We start from the raw sequence: 14,900 nt of genomic DNA, 5'->3' as shown, positions 1-14,900 counted from the left end.
CCCGGCCCCGTCGTCATGCCCGCCCGAGGACTGCGCCCATCGGGGCCGTGCGGCCGCGTCTCACCGGTCCGGCTGGCGCGGCAGGTGGTCGCGTGCCCACAGGGCCGCGCTCGTGCGGTCACCCACGCCGATGCGGCGGTACACGTTGGTCAGGTGCACCTTGACGGTGCGCTCGGTGATGCCGAGACGACGTGCCACCTGCTTGTTGGCCAGGCCCTGCGCCACCAGGTCGAGCACCTCGCGCTCCCGGCCGCTCAGCACCGCGGCCGCGTCACCCCGCGCGTGGCCCACGGGCGAGGCGGGCGCGGAGCCGTGGTCAGACGCGCCGGGCAGGAGCGCCCTGGCGACCCGCGGGTCCAGCGGCGCGTGGCCCGCGGCGGCCGAGCGGATCGCACCCAGGACCGCGTCCGGCTCGCTGTCCTTGAGCAGGTAGCCGACCGCACCTGCCGACAGCGCCTCCGTCACCTGGGCGGCCTCGGAGAACGAGGTCAGCACGACCACGGCACCGCCGAAGCCGGCCGCGAACAGCTGCCGGGTGGCCTCCACCCCGCCCGTGCCCGGCATCGAGAGGTCCATCAGCACGACGTCGGGCTCACGGTCCCCGGTCGTGCCGAGCCGGACCGCCTCGGCGCCGTCCTGCGCCTGACCCACGACCTCGATGTCGTCGGCGGTCGAGGCGATCAGGCCCGCCAGCCCGGCGCGCACCAGGGGGTGGTCGTCGACCAGCAGCACCCGGATCGGAGCGCTGCTCACGGGAGCGGCACCCGCAGGCGCCAGTGGCACCCGGCCCCGCGCGCCGTGTCGAGCAGCAGCTCGGCACCGCCCGCCGAGGCCAGGTCGCGCAGCACCCGCAGCCCGAAGTGGCCGCGCGCAGGCGCGTCGAGTGCCTGGTCGGGGTCGAAGCCCACGCCGTCGTCGGCCACGTCCAGGACGATCCAGGCTCCCCCGGCATCCTCCTCACGGGTGAGCCGGACGACGGCCTCGCGCGCACCCGCGTGCCGCCTGACGTTCTGCAGGCACTCCTGGGCGACCCGGAAGACCAGCCGGCGGCCGTCCTCGTCGAGCGCCGCCCCGTCGTCGGCGACCTCCACCTGGACGGCCACACCGACGGTCCGCAACGAGGCCGCGAGGTCGTCCAGGGCCTCCGCCAGGCCGCCGCTGGTGAGGGTGGCCGGGTAGATGTCGACGAGCAGCGAGCGCAGGCTGCCGATGCTGGCCCGCAGCGTGCCGGCGGACTCGTGCAGCTCGCGGCCCAGCCCCGGGTCCCGGGTCGGCTGCTCGGCCCGGGCGGCGGCCCCGGCGACGGTGAAGGCCGTGGCCGCGAGCTCCTGCACCACTCCGTCGTGCAGGTTGCCGGCGATCCGGCGGCGCTCCTCGGCGGAGGCCTCCACGACCGCCTCGAGCGCCGCCTCGCGCTGGCGCTGGGCGCGACGGACCTTGACCAGCATCCGCGCACCGATGGGCAGCAGGAGCGCCGCGAAGAAGAGCAGGCTGCTGAGGGTGACCCCGGCGAAGCCGCGCCACAGCTGGCCGGCGCGCACGTCGACGTCGTCGTAGGGCGAGTAGGTCTCGAACAGCAACGGGGTGCCGTTCGGGGTCCAGACCGGGCGGTAGACCTCGAGCATCTGGCCGCTGCCGCGCTCGAAGCGGTTCTCGGGCTCGGAGAGGTCGCTGATCTCGCCCCGCACCTGGGGGTCCTCGAAGACCTCCAGGTCGTCGGCGTCGAGCTCGTAGCGCTGCCCGAGGAGGCGCGGCTCGTCGGAGAAGACGATCGTGCCGTCGCGGGTCCAGAGCTTGATGCGCGTGAGCGTGGTGTTCTCCAGGTACTGGCGCACGGCGTCGTCCATGGCGGCCACCGCGGCCGGGTCCTGGTCCACCAGGTCGTCACGCAGGGCCGGCTGGATCACCGCCTCGGCGATGAGGTCCGCGCTGGCCGCGGCGTCGTTGACAGCCTCCCGCTCAGCCAGGTTGCGCGCGGCGAAGACACCGACCACCGCCACCGCCACCAACGCCACGAGGACACTCGCGGCAACCCAGGCGAGCAGTCGGCCCGTCCTGAGCGAGGCATCCGGGCCGCCGGTGGCGCGCGGTCGCGCCACCACGACCCAACCCGGCCCCGAGGGCGCTGCACTGTCGGGTGCTGCCCGCGTCTCGGTCACAGGGACCATGGTGAGGGCTGTCCACGTCTCACGCGACCGATCCGGTGCTCATGCCCGCTCCCGGCCACGCTCGTGCCCGTCGTCGTCCCCGCCGTGGTCACCCTCGTCGTCCCCGCCGTGGTCCCCCTCGTCGTCCCCGCCGTCGTCCCCGCCGTCGTCCCCGCCACGTCCGCCCCGGTCGTCGTCGCGGTGGTCGGCGTCGTCGTCGCCCCGGTCGCGATCACCGCCCTGACGGCCGCCGCGGCCGCCGTCGTCGCCGCCGCGGCCGCTGCGGTCCTCGCTGCGGTCCTCGGAACGGTCCTCGGAACAGTCCTCGCCTGATCGGCCGCGCCCCGAGCCGTCCTCACCCGAGCGGTCCTCACCCGAGCGGTCCTCACCCGAGCGGTCGTCGTCCGAGCGGTCGTCGTCCGAGCGGTCCTCGCGCGAACGGTCGTCGTCCGAGCGGTCCTCGCGCGCACGGTCGTCCTCGCGCGAACGGTCGTCGTCGCGGTCGTCCTCGTCGCCCCGCTGCCCGCCCTGCCGGCCGTCGGCGTCCTCGTCGCGACCTGCGTCGTCGTCGGAGCCGCGGCCGTCCTCACCGGACCCGCGCGGGCCCGGAGACTCCGACGCTCGCGGGTTCGGGGAGTCCGCCACCTGGGCGGGGGCGCGCACCGGCAGGTCGCGGGTGAAGGAGGCATTGCCCATGAGCCCGATCGCCGCCGGGATCGCCGCCAGCAGGGCGGCGGCGAGCGCGATCCACGTCTTGACCATGGGACCAGGGTGGGGCCCGGTCGATCGGCGGACCATCGGACGATGGTCCTAGTACCCCCCGCGGGGTCGCGCCCGGCGTCGGGATCAGGCCGTGTAGATCGACTTGTACTCGGTGTACTGCGCCAGCCCCTCGGGGCCGAACTCGCGGCCGACGCCGGAGCTCTTGTAGCCACCGAACGGAGCCGCCATGTCCATCGTGTACGTGTTGACGCCGTAGGTGCCGGTCCGCACCCGGCGGGCGACGTCGAGGCCGGCGGCATCGTCGGCGGTCCACACGGTGCCGGCCAGGCCGTACTCGGAGTCGTTGGCGATGCGCACGGCCTCGTCGGTGCCCTCGTAGGGGATGACCGAGAGCACCGGCCCGAAGATCTCCTCCTGGGCGATGCGCATCCGGTTGTCGACGTCGGCGAACACGGTGGGGCGCACGTACCAGCCGCGGTCGACGCCCTCGGGGCGACCGGTGCCGCCGAGCACCAGGCGCGCGCCCTCCTCCTGGCCCAGGGCGATGTACTTCTCGACACGCTCGGCCTGCCGGGCCGCCACCATCGGTCCGATCTCGCTCGCGGGGTCGGCCGGGTCGCCCACCTGCATGCCGGCGACACCGGCGGCGAGCGCCTCGACCACCTCGGCGTAGCGCGAGCGCGGGGCCAGGATGCGGGTCTGGGCCACGCAGGCCTGGCCGGAGTTCATGAGCGCGGTGAACTTGAGACCCTCGACGGTCGCGGCCAGGTCGGCGTCCTCGAGCACGATGGCGGCGGACTTGCCGCCGAGCTCGAGGCTCACCCGCTTGAGCTGCTGGCCGCAGATGGCGCCGATGCGGCGCCCGGCGGCGGTCGAGCCGGTGAAGGCGACCTTGTCGACGCCGGGGTGCGAGACCAGGTGCTCCCCCACCTCGCGACCCGCGGCGACGATGTTGACGACGCCGGGCGGCACCCCGGCCTCGTCGAGGATCTCCGCCAGCAGGTAGGCGTCCAGCGGGGTCTCCGGGGCGGGCTTGACCACCACGGTGCACCCGGCGAGCAGCGCCGGCACCAGCTTGCTCATGATCGTGAACTGGGGGACGTTCCACGGCGGGATCGCGGCCACCACCCCTACCGGCTCGCGCCGGACGATCACCGGGGAGCCGAGCGCACCGGCGCGCGTCTCCTCCCAGCCGTAGTCCCGGGCGATCGTCAGGAACGCCTCCACCTGCATCCACGCCGCCGGCGCCTGCGCCAGGTTGGCGAACGTGGTCGTCGATCCCATCTCGGTGGTGATGACGTCGGCCATCTCCCCCAGGCGAGCCGCGTACAGGCCCGAGAACGCCTGGACGACGTCGATCCGCTCGGCCGGCGTCAGCCGGGGCCACGGCCCCTCGTCGAAGGCGCGGCGCGCAGCAGCCACGGCAGCGTCGATGTCGGCCACCGCGCCCTCGGGCACGGTGGCCACCACCTGCTCGGTGTGCGGTGAGACCACCTCGATGAGGCCGGAGCCACGCGGCGCGGCCCAGCCGCCGTCGATGTAGAAGCTGTCGCGGTCCAGGGACATGGGTCTCCTCGGGCTGGGGTTGCGGGTCCTGCGTGCAGGTCAGGGGGCGACGTCGAAGAAGTCGGTGAAGCCGGAGGGGTCGTGGCGGCCGATGCAGAAGTGCTCGAAGAGCCCCCATCCCTCGTGCTGGGCGCCACCTTCGGAGAGCACCGCTCGGCCCACGTGGTCGGTGCAGCCGAACATCAGCCGTCCGCGCACCGCCTCGTCGTCGAGGCGGTAGCTGACCCGCTCGGCGAGCTTCTCGCCCTTCCACGTGCCGTGGGTCCAGTCGGGGTCACCGCCGTAGCCGCCGCCGACGTGCAGCGGCGCCGCGAGCAGCGAGCTGACCTCGATCTCGATCGCGTCACCCGCGCCGCTGGTGCAGCGCAGGGTCGCGCCGGTGGGCATCCGGCCCCCGCTCGGGTAGTGCACCTGCACCCGCGGCCACCCCAGCTGCTCGACCCGGCCGTCGGGCCAGACGCGGTGGCAGTCGTTGAGCGTGCGGTAGCCGTCCGGGTCCTCCTGCAGGATGACGACGACGGCGAACCGCTCGAAGCGCATCGGCACGTAGAGCCACCACATGCCCTCGAACGGCGGGTCGGCAGGGGCGCCGGCCGGCTCGGCCTCGCCGACCGGGCGGATGCCCCACGAGCGGTCGCGGGTGCCGACCCAGCGGTCGGGGCTCACCTCGATCCGCTCGCCGTCCAGGGTCAGGTGCCCGCTCCAGGTTCCTACCTGGGCGAAGCGCTGGGCCTCGAGGGTGACCCGCGCGCCCGAGCGCAGCACGTGCGGCTGCTCCTGCAGCACCGGGAAGCTGCCCTCCCAGGTGAGGTCGGCGCTCACCCCCTCGGTCTCCTCCAGGCGTACCCGCAGCCGCTGCAGCGGCTCGAGCACCTCCACGGAGTAGCCGCCGACGCGCTGGTTCAGCCGGTCGCCGTCGCAGAGGTCGCCCAGGTGCACCGCCGTGTGAGTGCCGCCCCGCGCCACCAGCAGGAAGGCGTCCTTGGTGCCGAGGTTGGGGTAGTAGCCCAGACCGGTGACGACGAAGAGGTCGCCGGTGCGGTCGTGGGCGTTGAAGTAGCAGCGGTCGTAGAAGTTGCGGTCGCTGCTGGCCGGCCACAGCAGCGGGAGCGGCGCCTGGTGCAGCGGGTACTCGTCGAGCTCGGTGACCACGTCAGGCCCCTACCTCGGCCAGCAGCCGGTCGACGATGGGCTTGTGGTGGAAGAGCGCGTCCACGTCGTCGGGGCGCTCGATCTCGCCGAAGTGCGACTGCCGGGCGCCGGTGCGCATGAAGACCACGCACCACTGGGCGGCGTTGAAGACGTGGTACCAGCGCAGGTCGCCCAGCTCGCCGCCCCCGGCCGCCGCGTAGGCGGCCCGGACGTCGTCCTCACCCAGGAAGTCGGGCATGCCGGGCAGCTCGAACACCTCGGCGATCCCCTGGAAGACCTGGTGGGCGAAGAGCATCCACGAGATGTCGAGCTCGCGCGGGCCGACGGTCGCCATCTCCCAGTCCAGCACCGCGACCGGTGTGAAGTCCTCGTAGATGACGTTGCCGATGCGTGCGTCGCCCCAGCAGAGCACTGCTTCCTGCGTGGTCGGCAGCTCGCGCTCGAGCCACGCCAGGCACCGCTCCACGGTGGCCGAGCGGCCGACGTCGGGCACGGCGAAGTCGTACCAGGCGCGCAGCCGGGCGAGGTTGCGCGCCAGCGCCGTCGGCCCGGCGTGCCCCGCCCGCGCGGGGTCGAGGAAGGCGAAGCGGTCGGCACCCTCGGGGATGGCGTGCAGGGCGGCGACCAACGCGACCGAGGCGTCCTGGAGAGCGCGCTGCTGCGCCAGGTCGGCGTCGAAGAGCCAGTTGTCCCCGAAGGGGTAGGGCAGCACGTCGGGCGGGACGCGCCCCTCGACCCTGTCCATGAGGAAGAAGGGGGTCCCGAGCACCTCGCCGGTGGGCTCGATCCACCGCGCCGCCGGCACGGGCACCGCGCTGAGCTCGCCGGCCAGCCGCATGGCCTCGTGCTGGTCGGCCAGCGCGTACCGGGGAAAGACCGGGAAGTCGTGGGCGGAGGGCTCCACCCGCGCGACGTAGCGCCCCACCTGCTGCTGCCCGTCGTGGGTCCAGGTGACGTCGAGCAGCAGCGTCTCGCTGCTCATGCCGTTGGCGTCGACACCGCTGTGCAGCACCACGTGCGGGTCCGCGCCGCCGGGCAGCAGGTCGGTGAGCCACGCGGCGATGGCGGCGGGCACGGAGGTGGCGTCGCGGCTGGACCGCTGCAGCCGGGACTGGGGCGTCGGCGTGGCCTGGGTCACACCGGTCAGCATCACTGGAACACGTTCTAGTTGTCAACGGACCCTTGCGGCAAGTGATGAACCGTAGTTCACTTCTTCCGTGCCCTACCGTCGCACCACCGCCGTCCAGGAGCGTCTCGACGCCGCCCGGGCGCGCCTCCTCGACGCCGCCGAGCACCAGGTGCGCGCCCACGGCTGGGCCGGCTGCTCGGTCGCCGCCGTCGCCGAGGCGGCCGGCGTCGCCACCGGGACGGTCTACCGCCACCTGCCCGACAAGGCGGCGCTGCTGGTGGAGGTCTTCCGCATCGCCAGCCAGCGCGAGGTCGACGCCGTCGCCGCCGCCGCGAACGGCACCGGGCCCGTGGTGGCCTGCGTCGCGCGCTGCGTGGAGGTCTTCGCGCAGCGCGCCTTCGCCGCGCCCCGCCTGGCCTACGCCCTGCTCGCCGAGCCGGCCTCACCCGAGGTGGAGGCCGCCCGCCTGGAGTACCGCCGCGCCTACCGCGCCGTCTTCGCCGCCCTCGTGGCCGAGGGCGTCGAGCGCGGCGAGCTGCCGGCCCAGGACGCCGAGGTGGCCGCGGCCGCGATCGTCGGCGCCCTGGCCGAGGTGCTCGTCGTACCGCTGCGCGACGGCGCCCTGCCCCGCGGCACCCTGCACGCCCTGACCGCCACCACCCTGCGCACCCTGGGAGCACCCGCATGACGCACTCGACCGGCCCGACCCACCAGACCCACCAGACCCACACGGTCGTCAACCAGCCGCCGCCGTTGGTCGGCCACGACACCTCCGAGGACCCGGCCCTGCTGGCGGCCCTCGAGCGCGAGGGCGCCGGGTGGGCGCTGGAGGAGGTGCGCGCGCTGGGGCGACTGGCCGGCGGCGCGCAGGCGCAGGACTGGGGCCGCCTGGCCGAGCGGCACCCGCCGGTGCTGCACACCCACGACCGCTACGGCCACCGCGTGGACGAGGTGGAGTACGTGCCCGCCTACCACGAGCTGATGCGCACCGCCGTCGGCCACGGCCTGCACGCCGCTCCGTGGGCCGACGTGCGCGCCGGCGCGCACGTGGCACGTGCCGCCAAGTTCATGGTGTGGAACGTCGACGCCGGCCACGGCTGCCCGATCTCGATGACCTACGCGGTGGTGCCCGCGCTGCGCCACGCCCCCGAGCTCGCCGCGCGCTACGAGCCGCTGCTCACCTCCACCACCTACGAGCCCGGCCTGAGCGAGCCGACGGGCAAGGCCGGGTTGATCGCCGGCATGTCGATGACCGAGAAGCAGGGCGGCTCCGACGTGCGCGCCAACACCACGCGCGCCCTCCCCCAGCCCGACGGCAGCTACCGGCTCACCGGCCACAAGTGGTTCACCTCCGCCCCGATGAGCGACGTCTTCCTCGCGCTCGCCCAGGCGCCCGGCGGGCTGAGCTGCTTCCTGGTGCCTCGCGTGCTGCCCGACGGCAGCCTCAACCCGATGCGGCTGATGCGGCTCAAGGACAAGCTGGGCAACCGCTCCAACGCCTCCTCCGAGATCGAGTACGACGACGCCGTCGCCTGGCTCGTGGGCGAGGAGGGTCGCGGCGTACGCACCATCGTCGAGATGGTGAACATGACCCGGCTCGACTGCACGCTGGGCACCGCCTCGGGCATGCGCGCCGCCACCGTCGCCGCCGTCCACCACGCGCGGCACCGCTCCGCCTTCGGCAAGCCGCTGCTCGAGCAGCCGCTGATGCGCAACGTGCTGGCCGACCTCGTCGTGGAGTCCGAGGCCGCCACCACCGTGGCGATGCGCTTGGCCGGCGCCACCGACCGCGCCATCGCCGGCGACGAGTCGGAGGCCTCCTTCCGCCGGCTGGCGCTCGCCGTCAGCAAGTACTGGGTGTGCAAGCGCGGACCCGCCCACGCCGGCGAGGCCATGGAGTGCCTGGGCGGCAACGGCTACGTGGAGGAGCACGGCATGGCGCGGATCTACCGCGAGCTGCCGCTGCTCTCCATCTGGGAGGGCTCGGGCAACGTGGCCGCCCTCGACGCGCTGCGCGCCATGGGCCGCGAGCCCGCCTCGGTGGAGGCGTTCTTCACCGAGGTCGAGCTGGCCGCCGGCGCCGACCACCGCCTCGACGACGCCGTGGCGCTGTGCAAGAAGGAGCTCTCCGATGGCGCCGAGCTGGAGCTGCGCGCCCGTCGCGTGGTCGAGCAGCTGGCGCTGGTGCTGCAGGGCTCGCTGCTCGTGCGCCACGCTCCCGCCGCCGTCGCCGACGCGTTCTGCGCCACGCGGCTGGGTCGCGACTGGGGTGGCGCACTCGGCACGATGCCGCCCGGGCTCGAGCTGAACGGCGTGCTCGCGCGGGTGCCCCCGGGGGTGTAGTCGGTCCACAGTGGTGCGGCGATCCCACGCATACGTGGGATCGCCGAACCTCCTCGTGCGAAGTATCGCTCGGTGAGCTCGGCGACTGCCGCACTCGGGTGCACCACCTGCCACAAGCGTCCCGGACGCCTCTCTCGTCGCGGCCCGTGTCCGATGCCTGACAACGGTCAGTGCGCCGGCTCGGGCACGGGGGCACGCGGCTCGCGCCGCCACCCCAGCCCGGCGACGGCGAGCAGCACCAGCACCATGCCCAGCACCCCGAGAGCACCGATCCGCTCGCCCAGCACCAGCGCCGCGACCACGCCCGCCGTCACCGGCTCCAGCAGCGTCGCCACGACGGCGGCGCTGCTCGAGGTGGAGCGCAGGCCGGCGTAGAGCAGCCCGTAGGCCAGCGCGAAGGTGAGCACCCCCAGGTAGAGCAGCCAGCCCAGCGCCGCGGGGTCGGCGGTCAGCACCGGCTCGCCGGCCACCAGGGCGACGACGAGCGCCACCGGCACCAGACCGAGCGCGCCGACCGTCGTGGTCGCGGTGGTGAGCACCAAGGGGTCGTTGCTGCGCGCCAGCGGCTCCCCCAGCGCGGTGGCCAGCGCGTAGGTCGCACCGCTCGCGACCGCGAGCACGACGCCGAGCACCGGCGCCTCACCGCCCGATCCGCCGCCGTGCCCCGGAGCAGTGCTCACCAGGACGAGGCCGACGAGCGCGACGACGACCGGGCCCAGCTCCACCGCCCGGGGCCACCGACGGCCGCGGACGGCGTCGCGCGCCGTCAGCAGCACCGGCGCGAGGCCCAGGCTCACCACGGTCGCGACGGTCACACCGGCCGCCACGACGGCGCCGAAGTACAGCGCCTGGTAGGCGGCCGTGCAGAGCCCGACCGCGACGACCTGCCGCGGCTGCTCGCGCAGCAGCCGCACCGCGAGGCCGGCGCGTCGTCCGGCCGCCACCACGACCAGCAGCACCAGCGCCGCGAGCCCCGTGCGCCAGCCGCTGATGCTGAGCGCCGAGAGCGGCGCGTGCTCGCGCACCAGCTGGACGGCCAGGCCGCCGGTGCCCCACAGGACGCCGGCGGCGCAGACCTGCGGCAGGCCCCAGCGCTCGACCGCGCGGTGCTCGTTGAGGGCTGACGGTGACGAGGACATGGGCGTGCTCCTGGGCAGGGACGGACGTCGGACGTCCGGAGCACGGGCGGGCCGGGCGTGGTCACCCGGCCGGGGCGGCTCCGGCTCAGACGGTCGGCGGGGGAAGCACCAGGGAGTCGCTCACGTCGTCATCCTGCCCCAGCGGAGCCACCCGTCGCACCGGGGTATCCGCACGTCGGACGACGTCAGCCGACGACGACCTCGACCCGCTGGAACTCCTTGAGCTCGGTGTAGCCGGTGGTGGCCATCGAGCGGCGCAGCGCCCCGATCAGGTTCATCGTGCCGTCGGCAACGCGCGAGGGGCCGAGCAGGATCTCCTCCAGCGAGCCCACCTGCTCGAACTCCACCCGCTGGCCGCGCGGCAGGTCGGCGTGGTGGGCCTCGGTGCCCCAGTGGAAGCCACGGCCGGGAGCGTCGGTGGCCCGTGCGAACGGCGAGCCCACCATCACGGCGTCGGCCCCGCACGCCACGGCCTTAGCGAGGTCACCGGACTTGCCGATGGAGCCGTCGGCGATGACGTGCACGTAGCGGCCGCCGGACTCGTCGAGGTAGTCGCGACGCGCCGCGGCGACGTCGGCCACGGCACTGGCCATGGGCACCGCGATGCCCAGCACGGTGCGCGTGGTGTGCGCCGCGCCGCCACCGAAGCCCACCAGCACCCCGGCCGCGCCGGTGCGCATCAGGTGCAGCGCCGCCTGGTGGGTGGCGCAGCCGCCCACCACCACGGGCACGTCGAGCTCGTAGATGAACTCCTTGAGGTTGAGCGGCTCGGCCTGCGAGGAGACGTGCTCGGCCGAGACGGTGGTACCCCGGATGACGAACATGTCGACGCCGGCGTCGACGACGGTCTTGGCGAACTCCTTGGTGCGCTGCGGGGAGAGCGCCCCCGCCACGGTGACGCCCGCGGCGCGGACCTGGCGCAGCCGCTCGGTGATCAGCTCGGCCTTCACCGGCTCGGAGTAGATCTCGCGCATCCGCTGGGTGGCCTCCACGCCGCGCAGGCCACCGACCTCCTCGAGCAGCGGCTCGGGATCCTCGTGGCGGGTCCAGATGCCCTCGAGGTTGAGCACGCCCAGGCCGCCCAGGCGCCCCATCGCGATCGCGGTCTCGGGCGACATCACCGAGTCCATGGGGGCGGCCAGCACCGGCAGCTCGAAGCGGTAGGCGTCGATCTGCCAGGCGACGCTGACCTCCTCGGGGTCGCGGGTGCGCCGGGAGGGCACGATGGCGATGTCGTCGAACGCGTAGGCCCGGCGGCCGCGCTTGGCCTGGCCGATCTGGATCTCGGTCACCGGTGGAGCCTACCGTCGGCCGGGCTCCGGACTCAGCCGGCGGGCACCTCGAGCACCCAGGCGAGAGCCCGACGCAGCCAGGCGCCGTACTGCTCGCTGCTCCAGTCGCGCTCGCGCGTGAAGAACAGGAAGGTCTCCGAGCGGGTCAGCACCATCACCTCGTCGACCAGCTCGTCGTCCACCGGGCCGCCCCTCACCAGCTCCGCGATGAGCTGCGCCGCCTCGCGGTGGCGCACCTGCGCGCCGCGCACGGTGGCGGCTGCGTCGTCGTCGCGGTCGGCCGCCTGGGTCAGCACCGGCACCAGCGGGGCGAGGGGCGCGAGCGCCCGCTGGGCCAGCTCGACCACCAGGTCCAGGCGGCGACCCATGTCGGGCTCGTCGGCCAGGCCCAGGGCGCGCACCGCGGAGGGCAGGTCGTGCTCGCCGAAGCTGACCCGCCGCATGGCCGCCATCAGCAGCCCCGGCTTGGTGCCGAAGGCGGAGGTGACCAGCTCGACGGAGACCCCGGCCTCCGAGGCCACCTGGGTGAGCGTGGTGCCGTTCCAGCCGTTCTCGGCGAAGAGGCGCGCGGCCACGTCGAGCACCAGCTGACGTCGCTCCTCGGCGGCCTTGCGTCGCCCGCTGGCGTCGTAGCGGCGGCGGCGGGGCGTCTGCTTCGCCACGCCGCTCCCGGTGTCCTTCACAGCACGAGCCTCTCTGGTGGGGTCGGTCAACGGCCCGCGTAGTTGGGGGCCTCGACGGTCATCTGCACGTCGTGCGGGTGGCTCTCCTTGAGCGAGGCCGAGGTGATCCGGATGAACCGGCCCCGGGTCTGCAGCTCCTCCACCGTGCGCGCGCCCACGTAGAACATCGACTGCGTGAGGCCGCCGATCAGCTGGTGGGCGACGGCGGAGAGCGGACCACGGTAGGCCACCTGGCCCTCGATGCCCTCGGGCACGATCTGGTCGTCGCTGGTGACCTCGGCCTGGAAGTAGCGGTCCTTGGAGTAGGACTTCTTGCCGCGCGAGCTCATGGCGCCCAGCGACCCCATGCCGCGGTAGGACTTGAACTGCTTGCCGTTGACGAAGATCGTCTCGCCGGGCGACTCCTCGCAGCCGGCCAGCAGCGATCCGATCATCACGGTGCTCGCGCCCGCCACCAACGCCTTGGCGATGTCGCCGGACTGCTGCAGGCCGCCGTCGGCGATCACGGGCACGCCCGCGGGCGCGCACGCCAGCGAGGCCTCGTAGACGGCGGTCACCTGCGGGACGCCGCAGCCGGTGACGACGCGGGTGGTGCAGATGGAGCCGGGCCCGAAGCCCACCTTGACGGCGTCCGCGCCGGCGTCGACGAAGGCCTGCGCGCCCTCGCGGGTGGCGACGTTGCCGCCGATCACCTGCACGTGGCGGGTCGCGGGGTCGGACTTGAGCCGGCGCACCATGTCGAGCAGGAGCGTCACGTGGCCGTGCGCGGTGTCGGCCACGATGACGTCGACGCCTGCCTCGACGAGCGTGGTGGCGCGCTGCCAGGCGTCACCGAAGTAGCCGACGGCGGCGCCCACCATGAGGCGGCCGTGCTGGTCGTGGGAGGCCAGCGGGAACTGCTCGGACTTAACGAAGTCCTTGACCGTGATCAGGCCGCCGAGGGTGCCGTCGGGGTTGACCAGGGGCAGCCGCTCGCGCTTGTGCTGGCGCAGCAGCGTGGTGGCCTCCTCGCGCGAGATGCCCACCTCGCCGGTGATCAGCGGCATGGGCGTCATCACCTCGTCGACCTTGGTGGTGGCCCACTCGGCGACCGGGGTGAAGCGCAGGTCGCGGTTGGTGATGATGCCGAGCAGCCGGTTGCCGGCGTCGACGACGGGCAGGCCGGAGACCCGGTACTCCCCGCAGATGCGGTCCAGGTCCTCCAGGGTGCGGTCCGGGGTGATCGTCACCGGGTTGGAGATGATCCCGGTCTGGGTGCGCTTGACCAGGTCGACCTGGTAGGCCTGGTCCTCGATGGAGAGGTTGCGGTGCAGGACACCGAGCCCGCCCTGGCGGGCCATCGCGATCGCCATCCGCGACTCGGTGACGGTGTCCATCGCGGCGCTGACGAGCGGCACCTTGAGCTCGATCTCGCGCGTGAGCCGGGCCGAGGTGTCGATCTCGTCCGGCGCCAGGTCGGAGTGGCCCGGCAGCAGCAGCACGTCGTCGTAGGTCAGGCCCAGGCTGGCGAACTTCTCGGGGAGCTCCACGCGACGAGTCTACGAGCCCGCGGCGCGATCGCCCGCCCCGCGTCGCCCCACCGGGCTGGACCGCCGGTCTGCGGGCGCCGGGCGCTCGCGCGACCCCAGCGGCGTCGGCACCGGCGGCGTCAGGGGGCGCCCAGCAGGCTGCTGCCGGTGAGCGGGCGCACCTCGGCCAGGCCGATGCGCACCGTCAGCTGCTCCCCCGCCATCCGGATCCGCCCCCGCAGGCCCGCGGCCAGCACCACCGGCAGCACCGCCTGGTTGTCGGCACGGGTGGTGAGCACGATCTCGGTGGCCCCCTGCCCGCGGGCCAACCGGGCAGTCTCGGCCAGCAGCCGGGTGCCGATGCCGCGCCGCTGCCACGCGGGGTCCACCTCGAGGTCGACCGGGCGCACGGAGGGCTCGGCGGTCGATCCCGCTCCGATGCGGCTGCGCCCCACCGGCACCTCGTCGATGGTGGCTGTGACGCCGTCCGGTCCGGCCGCGTAGACGGGCGCGGTGCCCGCCCCCATCCGGCGGCGGTCCGCACCGCTGGGCCGCTCGCGCCCGAGCACGTCGCCCACCAGCGCCGCCAGCGCCTCACCGCGCTGGTACTCCACGGTGGTGAAGGGTGTCGCCCGGCGGATCTGCACCAGCACGTCGCCCACGACGAGCTCCAGCACGGCGCCGGCGCGGGGCTCGTCGGCGTCGGCGTCGGCATCGGCGTCGGCATCGGCGTCGAAGAGGTGCGCGACGACCTCCGGGAAGGACGCGGGCTGGGCGAGGATCTCGCGGGCGGCGCGCACGTAGCGGGCCGGCTGGTCCACGACGGACGCCTCGGCACTGGGCAGAGCCACCACCTCCTCGCCGCCGGCCCGCTCGAGCAGCTCGTGCAGGTCGGGGGCGCGCCAGTCGGCGGGCACACGCAGGACCAGCTCGTCGACGACGCGGTCGCCCTGGGGGAAGACCTGGAGGCTGGCGATGTTGACGCCGGCCTTGCCGCACTCGGCGGCCAGGGCAGCCAGCGATCCGGGGCGGTCGGGCAGGGTGGCGCGGACTCTCCAGAGCATGGTCCCCACGGTGGCTCGCCCGTGTGTCGAGCCTGTGACGGGCGCGTGTCAGCGACCGTCGCGAGCCGCACGTCACACCTGTCCCGCTCGCCCCACCCGTGTCGCGCGGCGGGGTGATCGCGGAACCGGAGGGCCAGTATTCCGGCCCCCCTGT

Annotated in this window: 13 protein-coding genes; 2 read left to right on the top strand and 11 right to left on the bottom strand. The window is 74.2% G+C overall.

Annotated elements, in window-relative coordinates:
* Nucleotides 1-60 precede the first annotated feature (60 nt).
* The 6 genes from ABD948_RS05220 to ABD948_RS05195 all read right to left on the bottom strand — a co-directional run bounded on the left by ABD948_RS05220 (nt 61) and on the right by ABD948_RS05195 (nt 6,726).
* The gene (locus ABD948_RS05220) at nt 61-753 is read right to left on the bottom strand and encodes a response regulator (RefSeq protein WP_345263343.1); all 693 of its coding nucleotides are present in this window, start codon (nt 751-753) and stop codon (nt 61-63) included.
* Nucleotides 750-2,015, bottom strand: coding sequence for a sensor histidine kinase (locus ABD948_RS05215; protein ID WP_345263341.1), 1,266 nt, complete (start codon nt 2,013-2,015; stop codon nt 750-752). The genes ABD948_RS05220 and ABD948_RS05215 overlap by 4 nt, the downstream gene beginning before the upstream one ends.
* A 192-nt stretch (nt 2,016-2,207) precedes the next feature.
* Nucleotides 2,208-2,909, bottom strand: coding sequence for a hypothetical protein (locus ABD948_RS05210; protein ID WP_345263339.1), 702 nt, complete (start codon nt 2,907-2,909; stop codon nt 2,208-2,210).
* Between the two features lie 84 nt (nt 2,910-2,993).
* A complete protein-coding gene (locus ABD948_RS05205) occupies nt 2,994-4,436 on the bottom strand; it encodes an aldehyde dehydrogenase (RefSeq protein WP_345263337.1) in 1,443 nt (480 codons plus the stop codon).
* Nucleotides 4,437-4,475: 39 nt separating this feature from the next.
* Nucleotides 4,476-5,588: an Rv3169 family protein gene (locus ABD948_RS05200; protein ID WP_345263335.1), complete on the bottom strand. Its 1,113-nt coding sequence runs from the start codon at nt 5,586-5,588 to the stop codon at nt 4,476-4,478.
* A 1-nt stretch (nt 5,589) separates the two neighbouring features.
* Nucleotides 5,590-6,726, bottom strand: a complete 1,137-nt coding sequence (locus ABD948_RS05195) for a phosphotransferase family protein (protein WP_345263333.1) — start codon at nt 6,724-6,726, stop codon at nt 5,590-5,592.
* 79 nt (nt 6,727-6,805) lie between these two features.
* Here ABD948_RS05195 and ABD948_RS05190 point away from each other — a divergent pair, with 79 nt between their 5' ends.
* Nucleotides 6,806-7,405, top strand: coding sequence for a TetR/AcrR family transcriptional regulator (locus ABD948_RS05190; protein ID WP_345263331.1), 600 nt, complete (start codon nt 6,806-6,808; stop codon nt 7,403-7,405).
* The gene (locus tag ABD948_RS05185) at nt 7,402-9,060 is read left to right on the top strand and encodes an acyl-CoA dehydrogenase family protein (protein WP_345263329.1); all 1,659 of its coding nucleotides are present in this window, start codon (nt 7,402-7,404) and stop codon (nt 9,058-9,060) included. The genes ABD948_RS05190 and ABD948_RS05185 overlap by 4 nt, the downstream gene beginning before the upstream one ends.
* 167 nt (nt 9,061-9,227) lie before the next feature.
* Here ABD948_RS05185 and ABD948_RS05180 read toward each other — a convergent pair whose 3' ends face one another.
* The 5 genes from ABD948_RS05180 to ABD948_RS05160 all read right to left on the bottom strand — a co-directional run bounded on the left by ABD948_RS05180 (nt 9,228) and on the right by ABD948_RS05160 (nt 14,746).
* Entirely contained in the window at nt 9,228-10,199 is a 972-nt protein-coding gene (locus ABD948_RS05180) for a DMT family transporter (protein ID WP_345263327.1), read from the bottom strand.
* A gap of 185 nt (nt 10,200-10,384) precedes the next feature.
* Complete coding sequence (locus tag ABD948_RS05175) at nt 10,385-11,491, bottom strand: GuaB3 family IMP dehydrogenase-related protein (RefSeq protein ID WP_345263325.1); 1,107 nt, start codon at nt 11,489-11,491, stop codon at nt 10,385-10,387.
* Between the two features lie 32 nt (nt 11,492-11,523).
* On the bottom strand, nt 11,524-12,174 hold the full coding sequence (locus tag ABD948_RS05170) for a TetR/AcrR family transcriptional regulator (protein ID WP_345263323.1): 651 nt from the start codon (nt 12,172-12,174) through the stop codon (nt 11,524-11,526).
* A gap of 26 nt (nt 12,175-12,200) precedes the next feature.
* The gene (guaB, locus tag ABD948_RS05165) at nt 12,201-13,703 is read right to left on the bottom strand and encodes an IMP dehydrogenase (RefSeq protein WP_345263322.1); all 1,503 of its coding nucleotides are present in this window, start codon (nt 13,701-13,703) and stop codon (nt 12,201-12,203) included.
* Nucleotides 13,704-13,822: 119 nt separating this feature from the next.
* Nucleotides 13,823-14,746: a GNAT family N-acetyltransferase gene (locus ABD948_RS05160; protein ID WP_345263320.1), complete on the bottom strand. Its 924-nt coding sequence runs from the start codon at nt 14,744-14,746 to the stop codon at nt 13,823-13,825.
* Nucleotides 14,747-14,900 lie beyond the last annotated feature (154 nt).

It is taken from the genome of Nocardioides nanhaiensis, assembly GCF_039542785.1.
Lineage (GTDB): Bacteria > Actinomycetota > Actinomycetes > Propionibacteriales > Nocardioidaceae > Nocardioides > Nocardioides nanhaiensis.
Note: the sequence above shows the minus strand (reverse complement) of the source record. Positions and strands in the feature narration are given on the sequence as shown.